The sequence below is a fragment of the Paenibacillus sp. FSL R5-0341 genome (genome assembly GCF_037975235.1).
GTDB classification, from domain to species: Bacteria; Bacillota; Bacilli; order Paenibacillales; family Paenibacillaceae; genus Paenibacillus; species Paenibacillus amylolyticus_A.
In genome coordinates, this window is sequence record NZ_CP150241.1 from 3,357,522 (window position 1) to 3,373,296 (window position 15,775).

Here is a 15,775-nt window from a genome sequence, read left to right on the forward strand (position 1 = left end):
CTTGGGAGTTTCTTTTTGTCCTCTATTCTATAGATACAGGCAACTACAACCTATAGAGGAGGAATTCAACGATGAATTCTACAACCCGCAAAATCGCTACATTTCTAACTATAACTGCATTAGGTACAACAGTGTTCCCTTTAACTGCGAATCAAGTACATGCAGCTACATACGTTACTAACGTTGCGGCAACAACCACACAGCTTACCCAACAACAGATTGAAGCTGCTATCAAGGATCTGAATAGCTTGGGGATCATGAACGGATATGCAGATCAATCCATGGGTGAACATCGAGCGATTACCCGTGCTGAACTAGCTTCATTGGTTTTCAAAACGTTTAATTTGGAGAGCAGGACGGGAGAAACCGTAGAACTAACAGATGTCAATCCCAATGCATGGTATGCGCCATATGCGTCAAAGCTGGTTGAACTCGGCATCATGCAGGCGAACGATGGACAATTCAATCCGCAAACTCAAGTGTCGGATGCTGAACTCGAACAGGTCGTATCTAAAGCGATGCAACGTGATGTAAAGTCTGTTCACCATTGGATGAGCGCGTTTTACTCCGAGAACGGTTCAGCAACCCGTGGCGAAACAGCGGTACTACTGCAAACTGCACACCAAGCTATTCCTTCGGAGCAAGCTCAGATTGAGAGCGTTCGATCGCTGAACGCCATTACGTTAATTGTAACTTTTGACAAACCGCTGATAGCGGCTGATGAGGCTTTTGCCAAGGCACAAACGGACTTTGCGTTTAGTGGTGAACTGACGTTAACCAATATGCCCCGCTTGAAAACAGGGTCAATTGCAACTTACATCGTTCCAACGTCCGTTCAAGATGCTGGTGAAGTGTACAACCTGACTTACAAAGGCCAAGACGCTGGGTCCTTTGAAGGCAGTGGCACGAAAATAAACATGACAACGGCTAGTCAAGTAACGAATGATACATTCGAGATTGAAGCACTGCAAGAGAACGGTGTAGTGGATTATGGTTACATTATTTCGGCTTACAGCGGTGGTCGAGGAGCTAATGCATTCGTGCTGAATGATCAAGAGCAAGCAGGAGGCAAAACGGTTCAAATCATCTCTTCCATGCAAGCAAGACAAGTTGTAATTACGCCAGAAGGTGGCGAGCCGATCGTTGCCAGATATGTTCCGTTCACGCAATCTACAGACGGTAAACAAGAACCGAAGTTCCGTTTGCCTGAAGGACAAACACTGAAATCAGGTGTCACATATACGGTTTCTTCGGATTGGGCGAACATCGAGAATGCTTCATTTACGGCGAAATCGTTTGATGCACTAGTGGTTGCAAGTGCTCAAGCCGTGAGCGAAACCTCCATTGAAGTTACGCTTGACCAGGACCCTGGGGATGAACTGTTTTCTGGTCGAAGTGTAACGTTAACTTCAGCTAGCGGGGATGTTCTGATGGCCACTTATAAATATTCAAGTCGAAAAGGTGCGACGGGTGTATTTGACCTAACGAATGATGGAAAGTTGACTCCGGGTACTAAGTATACAATAAACCCAGTTGGGGATTGGAGTATCGCTTCTTCAGTCACCTTGACACTGGAGTAAAGGAGGCAGTATGAGTAAATCGCTGATCATCGTTGTCCTGATAAGCAGTATGTTAATCGTCCAAGGCTGCGTGCCTGAAATGAGAAACGACTCCAACGTGGAGGAAGAGGCCATGACTTCAGCAGATGAACAGCTGTTCAAGGCAGTAGAGGCCAGCGATACGGAACGCATCGAACAAATGATTCAAGCAGGTGCCAATATCAATGCTCAAGGTCAGAGTGGACGAACCGCTACAATGATTGCAACCTACAATAATGATCTAACATCGGCTAAAGTGTTAATTGAAGCGGGGGCAGATGTGAATATACAGGACAATATGAAAAACACCCCGTTTCTGTATGCTGGCGCTGAAGGATACTTGGATATTTTGAAGCTGACAATTGAGGCGGGAGCGGACCCAGCGATAACGAATCGATATGGAGGGACAGCACTTATTCCAGCTTCGGAGCATGGATATGTGGATGTAGTGCAAGAACTACTGACTCAAACTTCGGTGAATGTGGACCATGTGAATCAATTGGGATGGACAGCACTACTCGAAGCAATCATTCTTAACGATGGCAATGTACAGCAGCAGGAGACGATACTATTACTCATTGAACACGGAGCAGATGTCAACATACCGGATCGTGATGGGATATCACCGCTCAGTCACGCGAAGAATAAAGGCTTCAAGGAAATTGAAGAGATTTTGGTTGGGGCTGGTGCGAGGTAGATCACTGTTTTATGGTCAAAGAAATACAAGCTAATGTTCAGTTTTCGGTGGGAATTGATGCCGGACCAGATCATCGTATTACACACAAAAGCCGCTATAATAGCGGCTTTTTGTAGTATAAAGAACCAAATCCACATCCAAGCAAGAACAGGATTAGAACTTACATTATATTCAATTGGATGATTATATATTTAGATATCCAGCTTGCGATTACTAATCCATTTCACCATTTCAGGATCGTTGTGTGAGAAGAACAGGCTTTGCTTAGTATCTAGCGCAGTAATCGACTCGATATCTTCGTGGCTTAATTCGAAATCAAAGATATTGAAGTTTTCAATAATTCTTTCTTTACGAACCGATTTTGGAATGACAACGACTTCTCTTTGGGTCAACCAGCGCAAAACCACCTGAGCGACCGATTTGTTGTACTTTTCACCTATAGATACCAGTACCTCATTCTGGAACAAGTCATTTTTCCCTTCAGCAAAAGGTGCCCAAGACTCGATCTGAACATTATTTTCTTTCATGAATTGTCCAGTTAAGATCTGCTGGTTGAAGGGATGCGTTTCGACCTGGTTTACAGCAGGAGTTACTTCGTTTTGCAGAATCAAATCGATTAGACGATCAGGCTGGAAGTTACTTACTCCGATTGCACGCACTTTTCCTTCACGGTACAATTCCTCCATTGCACGCCAAGAGCCATGTACGTCTCCAAAAGGCTGATGAATTAAATATAAATCCAAATAGTCCAATTGCAATCGTTGCAAGGATTTCTCAAATGCTAATTTTGTACGTTCATAACCTGTATCCTGAACCCAAAGTTTCGTTGTAACAAATAATTCTTCTCTCGCCACACCGCTACGTTTAATGGCTCTACCCACGGCTTCCTCATTTAAATAAGAAGCGGCTGTATCAATGAGTCGGTAACCTGCCGATAGGGCATCTATAACACTTTGTTCACACTCGTTTGCATCTGCAATCTGAAACACACCAAAGCCGAGGATCGGCATTTCAACACCATTATTTAAAGTTACTTTTTCCATGTATTTTCCCTCCAGTTATAGCATGTCTATATTATTGCATTCCTGATCTCAGAACCGATATCTAATTTGTCTTATATGCTTGCCTATTTCTCTTATTACCTATGCATGAAGAATAAAGTTATTCAGGAATGACATCATAAAGAAGTAGTATATATCTCAATTCCAGAGGAGGATATCTTTTATGGCTAACCAGAAGAAACGAAAAGAAGCTGCCTGGAAGTCACGAAAGCAAGAACAGCATCCCCATGGTAAAATCAAATCGCTAAAAGAATTGTCCAGCGAATATGAAGAGAAACATACTACAAGTTAAGCAAAAGACTGTCGGAGAACATGCCGGCAGTCTTTCTTTACCTTTATAGATAACATGTGATTTCCCGTTCTAAAAACGAATGAACAACACTTGGAATATCCATATAGTTCGTAAATAACTGTGAACAAATCGTTAATTCGTTGACATTACATGTTATTTTTATTAGAATACGAAATGGACTTCAGGTTAAAACAGATATGGGTATCCTTAGTTTTGGTTTAGACTTAGCTGTTAAATCCTAACGACGAATATAGGAGCGATAATATTACAATCCTATATGAAGATTAGGATTTTTTGTTTTTAGCTTTGGAGTATAATTTGAAAGTTGGAGGCTGGCTTTACCATGGACAAATGGTTCAAACTTAAAGAACGAGGCACGAGCATCCCTACAGAAATTATCGCAGGGGTTACAACATTCTTCACAATGGTATACATAGTTATCGTAAACCCAGGAATACTCAGCAGTACGGGCATGGACTTTAACGGAGTATTCATAGCAACGGTACTGGCAAGTATTGTCGGAACTCTGATTATGGGGCTATGGTCCAATTATCCGATCGTCATTGCGCCGGGTATGGGTCTGAATGCATTCTTTGCCTATAGTGTAGTTGCCGGATATGGCGTGTCTTGGCAGGTTGCACTGGGAGCTGTATTTATAGCAGGGATTTTGTTTATTATTTTATCGCTTACTTCATTCCGTTACATGTTGCTTGATGCAATTCCCGCAAGTTTAAAACATGCAATAACAGCAGGGATCGGGTTGTTTATTACAACGGTAGGTCTGCAAAATGCCGGCATTATTGCCGATTCAGAATCGAATTTGATTACGATCGGGAACTTGGCAGAGCCAATGACTTATCTGACCATTATCGGATTGATTATCACCGTTGTGCTGATGGCTTATAATGTGAAAGGTTACTTGTTCATCGGCATGGTCGTTACAGCGATACTTGCCTGGATCATGGGACTATTCCAAATGCCGGAATCGATTGTATCCATGCCGCAAGGCCTCGCGTCAACGGCTCTGCAACTGGATCTCGCAGGTGTATTCTCGAATGGCTTGTATACGATCATATTTACGTTCCTGCTGATCACGCTGTTTGATACGACGGGCACGATGCTCGGCGTTGCTGAACAAGCAGGATTGCTGAAGGAAGGTAAATTTCCACGCTCGCGTGGCGCACTTTTGGCAGATGCCGTAGGAACAACCAGCGGTGCTTTGCTCGGAACAAGTCCAACATCGGCTTACATCGAATCCAGCACAGGGGTAGCTGCAGGGGGAAGAACGGGACTGACGGCGGTAACGGTAAGTGTGCTGCTTGCGCTGACGTTGTTCTTCACACCGATCGTAAGTGTAATTTCAAGCATTCCGGCGATTACTTCTCCGGCACTGATCATTGTTGGGTACTTTATGATTAACGTTATCAGCAAAATCAAATGGGATGATCTCGAAGAAGCATTTCCGGCCTTCCTGATTATCATCCTTACTCCGTTGACGCATAGTATTGCGACAGGTATCGGCGTAGGCTTCATCTTCTATCCGGTACTCAAGCTGCTTCGTGGAAAAGGTAAAGATGTCCCTCCGATATTCTACATTTTTGCGGTATTGTTCTTCATTCAGCTTGTATTCCTGGACCACTAAAATGGTCTAATCAAAAAGAGAACTGCTCTAAACAAGCAGCTCTCTTTTTTTGTTTGTTCATATTCAGTTCATATTCCCGTCACGAAGGGTACATCTTCCATGGTTACACTATACCTATGTCGCAAGAGCGGCTCTACAGATATAAAGACAGGAGAAGATGGATGTGGCAAAAACAGTAGATATAACAACAACGGGGACTAAGGGCCGTAAAAAACGGAACTTATGGTTAAAAATAATTGGAGGTATTGTCGGCGCGCTGGTGCTATTCATGGGTATTACGTTTGTCGTTCATACAATCAGTAATGGGATCGAGAAGAAGAAAATTGAATCGTATGGCCAATATGTCAATGTTGATGGGAAAAATATGAATGTGTCCATTCAAGGCAGCGGGGAACAAACCATTGTGCTTTTGCCTGGACAAGGAACCCCGTCACCTGTACTTGATTTCAAATTGTTAATCGATGAATTAACTTCTGATTATAAAGTTGTAGCGATCGAGCCCTTCGGTTATGGATTAAGCGACCAAACCGAGACGGAGAGAACAACGGAGAATATCGTCAGCGAAATTCATGAAGCTGTACAGCAGCTCGGCATTGATCGTTATATTCTGATGGGGCATTCTATCACTGGATTATACGCGGCGACTTATGTGAATAAGTATCCGGATGAAGTTTCTGCTTTTGTCGGGATCGATAGCAGTGTTCCAAATCAACCCGGCATGGATGTTAAATTACCTTTAAACTTAATGAAGTTCCTGCAAAAATCAGGTCTAATGAGAGTGATTCAAAAAGTGAGCGGAGATTCCTATAAATCACTTGCATACGATGAACATACCAAAGAACAGATGAAGTTGATCGCGAATCAAGTCTCGACGAATCCGACACTGATCGATGAGCTTAAACACCTGGGTTCCAATTTCAAAAATGGAGAAAAACTCACTTACCCTCGTGATCTGCCGATGCTTCTCTTTGTACAATCTAATAACGAGCACAATCCACAGTGGATTCCGCTACATGAAGAACAAGTGAAACAATCGGCACAGGGCAAAATAATCCCAATGGAGGGATCACATTACCTGCATCATACGAAATTCAAAGAAATTGCCGAGGAATTTAAATCATACATGAAACAAATTCAACCGAATAGTAATTAGTTTTAATAAAAAACATAGAAAAACGAGTCACCTCAAGGTGACCCGTTTTTTTATTTACTGCGACAAACCTTCTGTTACTTTGTCGATGTTCCATTTGACCATGGTGATGTATGTGTCTCCATCTTCGCCCTTTTTAGCCAGGGAGTCTGTGAAGATTTTTGAGTGAATAGGGGCACCTGTCTCAGTAGATACCGTCTCCATCGTCTTGGGATTAACACTAGTTTCTACAAACAGAGCTGGAATCTGGTTGGTTCTGATAATATCAATAATCCGGTTCATCTGATCAGGCGTACCTTGGCTATCCGTATTGATTTCCCAGATATATGCCGCTTCAAAGCCGTAAGCCTTGGAGAAATACTTGAATGCACCTTCACTTGTTACCAGAATCCGCTTATCCGCGGGAACTTTGGCAATTTGATCTTTGGCATACTGATCGGCTTCCTCTAATTTGGTAACATAGGCAGCTTGGTTGTCCAAATAATACTGCTCATTTTCAGGATCTTTCTCAATGATCCGCTTCGTAATGATGTCCACATACTTGATTCCGTTTTGAATGTCCAGCCAAGCGTGTGGATCTTCCTGCGTTTCTTTGCCTGCTTCGCTAAGATACATCGGTGTTACTTCTTCCGAAACTACGAACGCAGCGTCCGTTTTGTTAGTAACCTTCAGGAGATCCTGGAACCAACCTTTTCCCGTCTCAAGGTTAAGTCCGTTATAGAAGACCAGATCTGCCTCTGATATTTTTTTCGTATCTTGTGGCAAAGGGTCATACATGTGCGGATCGGTTCCAATGGGAACCATGCTGTATACTTCGGCTTTGTCACCTGCAACATTCTCTACCATATCCGCAATAACGGAATATGTAGCTACAATCTTTAATTTATCTTCTGGAGTGGTCGATGCCTCCGTGCTATTGGATGTTGTATCGGAACACGCAGATAGAATAACCATAAGGGCAATAAAAACACCAATCATTTGTTTTTTCATTGTGCTTTCAATCCTTTCTTAAAAAAGTTGTTTTTCGGAGACAGAATAAACGAAATGGCGAAACCACTCACACCAACAAGGACAATTGTTGCACTCGTCGGCAGGTTGAATTCAAAACTAAGTATTACGCCAACGACTCCGGATACTGCTCCGTAGATCGAAGCAAAGATGATCATGTGAAGCAATTTGTTAGTCCATAGATAGGAGGTCGCTGCCGGTATAACAAGCATCGCAATGACCAGTACAATCCCCACTTGGGACAGGGAAGAGACGGTAACGACGGAGAGTAGAAGCATGAGCAAGTAATGATAAAAGTTGGTGTTCAATCCGTACGCTTTTGACACGACCGGATCAAACGAACTGATCAACAACTCCTTGTAAAACAAGGACACAACAGCGATTACGGCAAGCATGATGATAAAGGACTGCGCCAATTCTGACTGAGGAACCGCCAAAATGTTACCGAACAGAATATGTGTTAAGTCCAGACCGCTTTTCGCAAACGTAATGAGAACGATGCCTAATGCGAAGAATGAGCTCAAAACAATGCCGATAGACGTATCGCTTTTAATCGTGCTGCGGTTGGTGATAAATTGAATCAGAATTGCTGCAATGAGTCCGAACACTGACGCGCCGAGCAGTACGTTGATCCCCAAGATGTAGGATATGGCTACTCCAGGCAAAACAGCGTGTGACAACGCATCACCCATCAACGACATTTTCCGAAGCACGATAAAGCTGCCGAGTACCCCTGATACAATCCCCAATATTATCGCAGATAGACCTGCGTTCAGTGCATATACCGGAATATCAAGCCATGTTGACAACATGTTAATCATTCTGAACATCTCCCAACCCTTTAATCTGGATATTACCTAGAGATGATCCATATGCGGCTTGTATGTTCTCTGTTGTAAACGTGCTAGATACGTCTCCAAAAGCAACCAGTTTTTTGTTGAGAATGATGATCTTGTCAAAATACTCTTCAACCTCATGCAAGTCATGGTGAACAATTAAGATTGTTTTTCCTTGCTCCCGAAGATTCTTCAGCAGATCCACAATGATTCTTTCACTCACGAGATCAATACCTACAAATGGTTCATCCAGGAAGAAGATATCTGCCTGCTGGGCGAGCGCCCTTGCAATGAATACCCGTTGCAGTTGTCCCCCGGAGAGGTTGCTAATTTGTTTGTTCGCCAGATCAGCGATATCCACCAGTTCCATACAGTGGTCCACGTAGGCTTTTTCTTTTTTTCCCGGTCTTTGAAAAAGCTTCAGCTTAGGGTACGTTCCTGTCAGGATCGTGTCCCGTACCGTGATGGGAAAAGTCAGATCAACATCGCTTTTCTGTGGTACATATGCGATGTTCTTTTTTTCCTGAGCAATCGCGGTGCCGTTAACGGTAACGTTACCCGTACGTTTCTTGATGACGCCCAATAAAGATTTGATGAACGTCGATTTTCCCGCTCCATTAGGTCCAATGATGCCGATCGTGAATCCGAGTGGAATATCGATATCTACATTTTGAAGCGCAGGATTACCAAAGTAATCCACATTCAGTTGACTGATTTGTATCATGGTTCTTCGCCCCTTCAAACGTTGACTCTATTAAAATATATTTCCTTAGTATAAAAAACATTCGCAAGCGCTAGTTTGTTTCCTCAGGGAAACTTTATTTCCTTAATCAATATATTATTGAGTCGGGCTTTTTGTCAACCACAAAATATTTTGTGAAGACAACGATTGAATCACAACGTATGGCTTTTATGGCATAACAAAAACCCTTCTATAGTTTCATGAAAAGAAGAGAAGGGCTGATGCTGATCATTTATGATGTGTTACTCCAGCTAAATAAAGAGTTTGTTCCAGTCGAGCCAGATCCACGGAGAAGTCTTCCATTCCCGAAAAACGGTCCTGTCTCGTCCCGTCCTCTTGCCCATAGATCATATAATAATCAAGTTTGTTATGGTTGCTGATCATCCAATACGTAGGTACTATATGCCGGATATGAAAAATTTCGATAACTAGCGTTCCTTTACTGCAAAAAGCAAGATTGGCCAATCCCGCTCCGTGTGGTGAAACGATTGCTTGTGCAGAAGCAAAGAGCTGAACTTGCTGCGCTACGGTCCAATCCTCCAGGCAAACAGGAATAAACCCATACGTCTCCAAATGCCGGATGACTTTATCCTCATTAGCTATTCGTCGGGCAGAGGCTTTGCTTCGAGATATGAAAATACGAACAGGAGAATGGATTGTTGTATCGCGCTTGGGTAACATAAACGTCCGAAGGATAGCTGTTGTCCAAGGTGGATAATGGGAATTCATCATTAGGGAAGGCACGACCAATCGATCGGCCTGATATTCCCGATCATCTCTAGTACGAATCACGGTTGATTCCGATACGCCAAACATAGATAACGTTTCTTTCACAAAAGATCCATGAGGATTCGGGTTCATGATGAGGGATTCAAAAGGAACATTTAGCATTCGAAGCATACCCAGTCGAGGCAGAACATCATATAACCAATGAAAATAATTATGACTCCCGCAAAAAGTCAAAACCGCAGCAGTCCCATGGAGACGATGATGTTCCTGTGCCTTCCTCCGATGCAAGGCGGGGTGTTCTTCCAGTGTCATCATTCTGTTTTGTCGTCCATCGTATTCCGGGGATAGCTCAAAGATCAGTTTTCCGTCGGATGTCAGGATAGCGCCTGATGTTCCCCAAACACGTCCATTCGATATATATGCAACATACCCACCTTGGGGATGAAGGGTATAAGGCATCAAATAACGGTGAATCTCCGTTTCAAGGGTTTTCGGAATCTTGAATTCAGCGGCTCCGCCAAAATCAAAAGGGGCAATCCTTTCTTCACCGCCGGGGGCAACGGAAGCGATCCAATCCATAATGTCTCTATAGAAACCGAACTTTTTTGGACTCTCGTCTGTCGATTTAGCGTTACTGCACATATCATTCACTCTTTGTCCCTCCATGACCCTTGTTACTATGATGCTAAGTTATGCAAACAGTACTCAAAGGGGACGAAGATGGGGATATAGGTATCGAACTTGAGGACGTAGTTGTTCTTATTACCATTTGCACAATTACTGTACCAAATGTTCCAGATCCGGCTGCAATTTGTTTCGCAAAACATATAGCATGATGGCACCAACAAGGAACGCGACGGCATCAGCAATGACAAGTGACCAGATCACTCCATGAAAGCCGTTTGTTTGATTAGCGATATACAATACAGGAATTAGCGTAATTCCTTGAATGATGGACATTATAAACGCGGCGGTTCCTTGGGCTGTTGCTTGGAAGATCCCCATAAACAAAGAAGTCATTCCTGTAATGAACAAAGATAAGAAGGTCACATGAAGAATGTAGCTACCCATTTCTATTAATTGTGGGTCAGTCGTAAATAAACCAATCAAGTGGTCGGAGATCAGATAGACGATAACGCCGAACACGACGGCCAACCCCATAATAGATTTAATCGTAAATCCAATGGTTTGCTTCATGCGTAATTTGTTTGCTGTGAATGAGAAGGCAATTAACGGCACGACTCCCTCGCACAAGCCCATCAGAATAAACTCGGGAAATTGCAATAAACGTGATGAAATTCCATACCCCGCTATAGCCTGATCGCCATATTCGCTAAGAAAAAGGTTAAGAATAAGCGACATCGCACCCAAGAAAACACTCATAACAAAGACGGGAACACCGATTTTGAACACATTGCTCAGGATGTCCTTCGTCACCTTGAACCATTTCAGGGAGACGGTTAAGAATTGACTCTTATAACTCATATGGAATGCGTAAAATGCACTCGCAACCAAGTTGGAGATGACGGTAGCAGATGCAACGCCAATCACGCCCCAATGGAAGACAAAGATGAACAGCGCATCGAGAATAATATTCACGACAACACTGAGAATCATGCCGATCATCGACGTGATTGCTGAACCTTCTGAGCGCACAATATTCTCCAGCGTGAAGAATAATATGACAAATGGTGAACCAATCAGCATAACCGTGACATAGTCTTTCGTAAATCCGAAGGACTCAGGCGTTGCCCCCAGCCCATGAACGATTGGCTCGATCAATGGGAGGCCCACGGCAATCACGATAAGTCCGAGAACTAAGCTGCTGTAAAAGGCAAATGAGGATACATGCTTCAGATCATCAATCTTTTTCTCACCTAACAAACGAGAGATGAATGTACCGCTGCCGATGCCAATTAAGTTGCCAAGCGCCATAATGACCGCAAATAACGGCAACGTTAGTGCGAGTGCGGTTAACATTGCTGTATTCCCCAGTGTGCCAAGGAAATAGGCATTCAAGATGGAATAGATGACACTCATTGAGGTGCCTAGCATCATTGGAACAGCAAAGTGGGCTACGGCTTTGGCGATTGGTGCTTTTTCAAAGTAATGGAGGTTTTCTGCATCCATGTGAGTCACTACTTTCTTCGTTAATATTGATCTAATCTAACACCGTTAGATTGAACCTTACAGTGTTAGATGTTATCATGAACCTATGAACCTGTAAAGCACAAACTTACACTGTTAGATAAAAGGGCGGATATCGATGAAAAAACAACAGCCTCAGATTTCGGAAGATAAGATTTTGGAAACTTCGTGGGAGCTTTTGGCGGAGGAAGGCATCGAGAAATTCAGCATGAGACGCTTGGCAGACAAGCTGGGGATTCAGGCTCCATCTCTATACTGGTACTTCAAGAGCAAGCAGACACTCTACCAACGGCTGGCCAACCAGATATCAAAAATTATATTGGACGAGTTTCAGTCTGAAGGGGACTGGAAGGAGCAGATGGAGGGACTTGCGATCACCGTAAGGAGTGTGCTCAGCCGATACCCGTGTTCCACACAACTCATGATGATGACGCTGCCCCACGAACCGGACATGATTCGATTTACCAACCGCATGTTGCTCTGTATGGAATCAACACCACTAGAGCAAGAGCAGAAATTACAGGCCGTTCTCACGCTTGTGAACTATGTATTCTATTTCGTACTGGATGATTATCAGCATCAGCGCAATATTTCTGCTGTTCTTAAGGACCAGGAAGCACTTCAGGGTGAAGAGATGATCAACCTCCTGGACTCTATGAGTGAGAAGGAAGCTGGACTATTCAGCAGGATGTATAATAATGGTCTGTTTGAGGTGATGGGAACCGACGGAGCGTTTGAGTTCGGCTTGAAGCTGATTCTGTTGGGCATCGAACAAGTGATAAAGGAAGAAGAGAAGTAGAACGCCACGATCTGAGCCGATTAAACTCAACCATATAGGAGAAACATTAGTTCTATATAGAACTAATGTTTTAAAACAAGAAACCCACCGAGTATAAAACTCCAGTGGGTTTCTTCTTATCATCCGATCGAAGTACCATTTGGTAGCTCGAAATCAGGTTATTATCCTAATTTTCTAAATCGATTAAAGCGCAGGAACTTGGGCAGTTGGATATGGTAAGATTTCAGCCCAAAGTACATCAGCATGCCTGACAACGTAATTAATCCGCCTATGAATTGAAAAGGAGAGATGGTTTCTCCCAACAGTAGATAAGCCAGCATAATGGCCAGAACAGGTTCACCGATAATGCCTACAGAAACCGTTGTTGCCCCAATGGATTTGAGCAGTAGATTGAAAATGTATTGACCAAAAATGGTGGGGATGATCGCAAGTAGAAGGAAGTACATCCAATCGGATGATTCGTAATTGGTCAAAGAAAGGTTATTCCATAAACTGTAGACCAGCAGGACACTTCCGCCAATAATAAAGACAACAACACTATATATATTAGCGTCGATTTTCCGACTCACTTTCTGTCCCACCAGCATATACGCCGACACCAGTATGGTTCCTATCAGTGACAGACCGTCTCCGATCAGAGCTTCTCTTGACACGCCAATATCTCCCCAGGCGATAATCACCGAACCGAATAGGGCGGTAATCAAACATAGCACGGTAGGTATACTTGCTCTTTCCTTAAACATAAAGTATGACCCGATCATCACAAACAAAGGTTGCAGCGCTAGAATGACCATGGAACTAGCCACAGAGGTATATACCAGCGATTCCATCCAAAACAAGAAATATAGACCCAGCAGCAGGCCAGCCAGAAAAACTGTAATCCAATCCTTTGAATTCATTTTTAAGAAACGAATCGTTTTCCAAGGGATAAACGGAAGCATAATAATGGCTGATATATACAGCCTGTACATACCGGCTATAGCGGTCGGAGTATCCGAAGATTTGATCATGATTGAAGAGACGGATACCGACAAAATGGCGATAAAAAGCAATACATAAGGATGAAAAAGCAGCGACAATTTATTATCTTTCACATATAAGCCTCCAAAGTTCTTATCCGGTCGTCTGTGCACAGGCTATTGTGATAAGTCAAAGATTTGATATAATAATATCATTATTTTTGTGAATTTCGTGCAACTAAATCGCTATATAATATAGATATATCGTCAAAGAAAGGAACATCATAGCATGGTGAAGCAACTTTATGAGGATATTTTGTATTCCGATGTTTCGTTTCCCTATATCATGTACACACATACACGTCATGCAAGTATCCCCGAAGGCAGAGGCTTCAACGATCTGCATTGGCACGAAGATCTACAGATCACATTAGTCACGAAAGGTAAGCTGGTTATTCAAATTAACGGAATTGATCATACATTGGAAACGGGTCAGGCGATCCTGATCAACAAGAGAATTCTTCATATCACAACAGAGCTTACACATGATGGTCAATATGTTAGTTTCAATTTTCCAGAAAAGCTATTAGCCTTTCATGTAGACAGTGCAATGGAAAAAAATTATGTACTGCCTTATACCAATTCTTCTTTGGTTTCGCTTGTGATTAAAAAAGATTCGGAGTGGGAAACACAGATATTAGACATGCTTTGGGATATGAGGGAGACATTTAATGCAGAGAAAAAATGGGGATGGGAATATGAAATTTCAATTAAAACGGTACAGTTATGGTTTGTATTAATATCCAATATTTCAGTTCCTTCCGGAGAAACCCCAAGAAGCGAGAAGCGTCAGCAGGAAAGATTACAGTTAATGCTCAGTTTTATCCATCAAAATTACGCTCATCCGGTCACGCTTCGTGAGATTGCTGATGTAGCACATTTGAGCATTTCAGAGTGTACCCGATGTTTTAAGAAAACGGCTCACATGACACCATACGAGTATTTGATCAAATACCGAATCAAGAAGAGCAAAGATCTCTTATTATCGACGAATGATACAGTAACCGAGATTGCGGAAAAAGTAGGCTTTAATCACGTGAACCACTTTATCCAGTCTTTCAGAAAGCACGAAGAAAAAACACCGAAAGAGTTTCGGTGCTCTCCATACCCTGATAGTCATGCATAAACGCTAAACGAATATTCTTTTACGTTTATAGCGAATTTTGAAATTTTGCCTGAATTTCTTTTAAAAACAAATCCGCAGCAGTCGAAAAGACCTGATGTTTTTTCCAAACCATATTCAAGCCAGATTCAAGTCTCGGCTCTAGGGGTCTGAAACAAAGGTCGCTTTCACTAGACGTATTCACTATTTTATCAAGTGTTAATGCATAACCAATGCCTTCTTCAACCATAATGGCAGCATTATATGCAAGATTGTAGGTAGTAACGACGTTTAATTTGTCAAAATCTTCACCAAACCAGTCCGCAAACTCATTTTTTGAAAACGTCTGCTTCATTGACTGTCGTGAACAGATCAGTGGAAGATGTAATAAGTCTGTAGATTGAATCGTATCTCTGGAGGCGAGTGGACTTTCTTTTCTCATAACAACTCCCCAAACATCCTTGTCAGAGAAATTAATATAGTTATATTTGGAGACATCCGCTGGCTGGATTAGAATACCAAAATCAAGAAGCCCCTTGTCAAGCCGTTCAGTTACATCATCTTCGTTCCCGCTGTATAGATGATAGCGTATATTGGGATATTCATTCTGCACGTCTTTTGCCACCCTTGCAATCTGTTTCATGGCTTCGGTTTCTCCACCGCCTATATAAATATCTCCACTTATGGTTTCTTCCATGGATTCAAATTCTGCCTCCAATTTATCGACCATACCCACAATTTCTTCAGCTCTATTTCTTAAGAGCATACCTTCATCCGTGAGAATAACACTGTAACTACTGCGAATAAATAATTTTTTTCCCAGCTCTTGTTCAAGATCTTTTAATTGTCTGGATAGGGTTGGCTGCGTAACATGCAAGAAATCAGCAGCACGAGTAATGCTTCCTTCTCTGGCGACCGTAAGAAAATAACGCAATACTCTAATCTCCATCTT

At 42.6% G+C, this 15,775-nt stretch carries 15 protein-coding genes; 7 read left to right on the forward strand and 8 right to left on the reverse strand.

Annotated features, from left to right (window positions below; all coding sequences use genetic code 11):
- Positions 1–71 precede the first annotated feature (71 nt).
- On the forward strand, positions 72–1,580 hold the full coding sequence (locus MKX75_RS15005; protein WP_339165854.1) for an S-layer homology domain-containing protein: 1,509 nt from the start codon (positions 72–74) through the stop codon (positions 1,578–1,580).
- Between the two features lie 10 nt (positions 1,581–1,590).
- Positions 1,591–2,295 carry an ankyrin repeat domain-containing protein gene (locus MKX75_RS15010; protein WP_339165855.1) on the forward strand — a complete coding sequence of 235 codons (705 nt, stop codon included), beginning with the start codon at positions 1,591–1,593 and terminating at the stop codon, positions 2,293–2,295.
- 191 nt (positions 2,296–2,486) lie between these two features.
- On the opposite strand, the gene MKX75_RS15015 is transcribed toward MKX75_RS15010, so the two are convergent.
- The gene (locus tag MKX75_RS15015; RefSeq protein WP_062834558.1) at positions 2,487–3,338 is read right to left on the reverse strand and encodes an aldo/keto reductase; all 852 of its coding nucleotides are present in this window, start codon (positions 3,336–3,338) and stop codon (positions 2,487–2,489) included.
- Between the two features lie 181 nt (positions 3,339–3,519).
- On the opposite strand from MKX75_RS15015, the gene MKX75_RS15020 reads away from it, so the two are divergent.
- The 3 genes from MKX75_RS15020 (at position 3,520) to MKX75_RS15030 (ending at position 6,443) form a co-directional block, all read left to right on the forward strand.
- Positions 3,520–3,648, forward strand: coding sequence for a DUF6254 family protein (locus tag MKX75_RS15020; RefSeq protein ID WP_222126790.1), 129 nt, complete (start codon positions 3,520–3,522; stop codon positions 3,646–3,648).
- Positions 3,649–3,991: 343 nt separating this feature from the next.
- Positions 3,992–5,290, forward strand: coding sequence for an NCS2 family permease (locus MKX75_RS15025; protein WP_339165856.1), 1,299 nt, complete (start codon positions 3,992–3,994; stop codon positions 5,288–5,290).
- Between the two features lie 157 nt (positions 5,291–5,447).
- Positions 5,448–6,443, forward strand: coding sequence for an alpha/beta hydrolase (locus tag MKX75_RS15030; RefSeq protein WP_339165857.1), 996 nt, complete (start codon positions 5,448–5,450; stop codon positions 6,441–6,443).
- A gap of 54 nt (positions 6,444–6,497) precedes the next feature.
- Here MKX75_RS15030 and MKX75_RS15035 read toward each other — a convergent pair whose 3' ends face one another.
- The 5 genes from MKX75_RS15035 to MKX75_RS15055 all read right to left on the reverse strand — a co-directional run bounded on the left by MKX75_RS15035 (position 6,498) and on the right by MKX75_RS15055 (position 11,885).
- On the reverse strand, positions 6,498–7,430 hold the full coding sequence (locus tag MKX75_RS15035; RefSeq protein ID WP_062834561.1) for a metal ABC transporter substrate-binding protein: 933 nt from the start codon (positions 7,428–7,430) through the stop codon (positions 6,498–6,500).
- Positions 7,427–8,260 carry a metal ABC transporter permease gene (locus MKX75_RS15040; RefSeq protein WP_062836048.1) on the reverse strand — a complete coding sequence of 278 codons (834 nt, stop codon included), beginning with the start codon at positions 8,258–8,260 and terminating at the stop codon, positions 7,427–7,429. The genes MKX75_RS15035 and MKX75_RS15040 overlap by 4 nt, the downstream gene beginning before the upstream one ends.
- Position 8,261: 1 nt before the next feature.
- Positions 8,262–9,008: a metal ABC transporter ATP-binding protein gene (locus MKX75_RS15045; protein WP_062834562.1), complete on the reverse strand. Its 747-nt coding sequence runs from the start codon at positions 9,006–9,008 to the stop codon at positions 8,262–8,264.
- Positions 9,009–9,254: 246 nt separating this feature from the next.
- Positions 9,255–10,421, reverse strand: a complete 1,167-nt coding sequence (locus MKX75_RS15050) for a glycosyltransferase family 61 protein (RefSeq protein WP_339165858.1) — start codon at positions 10,419–10,421, stop codon at positions 9,255–9,257.
- A gap of 111 nt (positions 10,422–10,532) precedes the next feature.
- On the reverse strand, positions 10,533–11,885 hold the full coding sequence (locus tag MKX75_RS15055; RefSeq protein WP_339165859.1) for an MATE family efflux transporter: 1,353 nt from the start codon (positions 11,883–11,885) through the stop codon (positions 10,533–10,535).
- 136 nt (positions 11,886–12,021) lie between these two features.
- Here MKX75_RS15055 and MKX75_RS15060 point away from each other — a divergent pair, with 136 nt between their 5' ends.
- Positions 12,022–12,702, forward strand: a complete 681-nt coding sequence (locus tag MKX75_RS15060; protein ID WP_339165860.1) for a TetR/AcrR family transcriptional regulator C-terminal domain-containing protein — start codon at positions 12,022–12,024, stop codon at positions 12,700–12,702.
- A 161-nt stretch (positions 12,703–12,863) separates the two neighbouring features.
- Here the strand turns inward: MKX75_RS15060 and MKX75_RS15065 are convergent, their stop codons facing one another.
- On the reverse strand, positions 12,864–13,796 hold the full coding sequence (locus MKX75_RS15065; protein WP_339165861.1) for a DMT family transporter: 933 nt from the start codon (positions 13,794–13,796) through the stop codon (positions 12,864–12,866).
- Between the two features lie 154 nt (positions 13,797–13,950).
- Here MKX75_RS15065 and MKX75_RS15070 point away from each other — a divergent pair, with 154 nt between their 5' ends.
- On the forward strand, positions 13,951–14,847 hold the full coding sequence (locus MKX75_RS15070) for an AraC family transcriptional regulator (protein WP_339165862.1): 897 nt from the start codon (positions 13,951–13,953) through the stop codon (positions 14,845–14,847).
- 25 nt (positions 14,848–14,872) lie between these two features.
- Here the strand turns inward: MKX75_RS15070 and MKX75_RS15075 are convergent, their stop codons facing one another.
- Entirely contained in the window at positions 14,873–15,772 is a 900-nt protein-coding gene (locus tag MKX75_RS15075; RefSeq protein ID WP_339165863.1) for a LysR family transcriptional regulator, read from the reverse strand.
- Between the last annotated feature and the right edge of the window lie 3 nt (positions 15,773–15,775).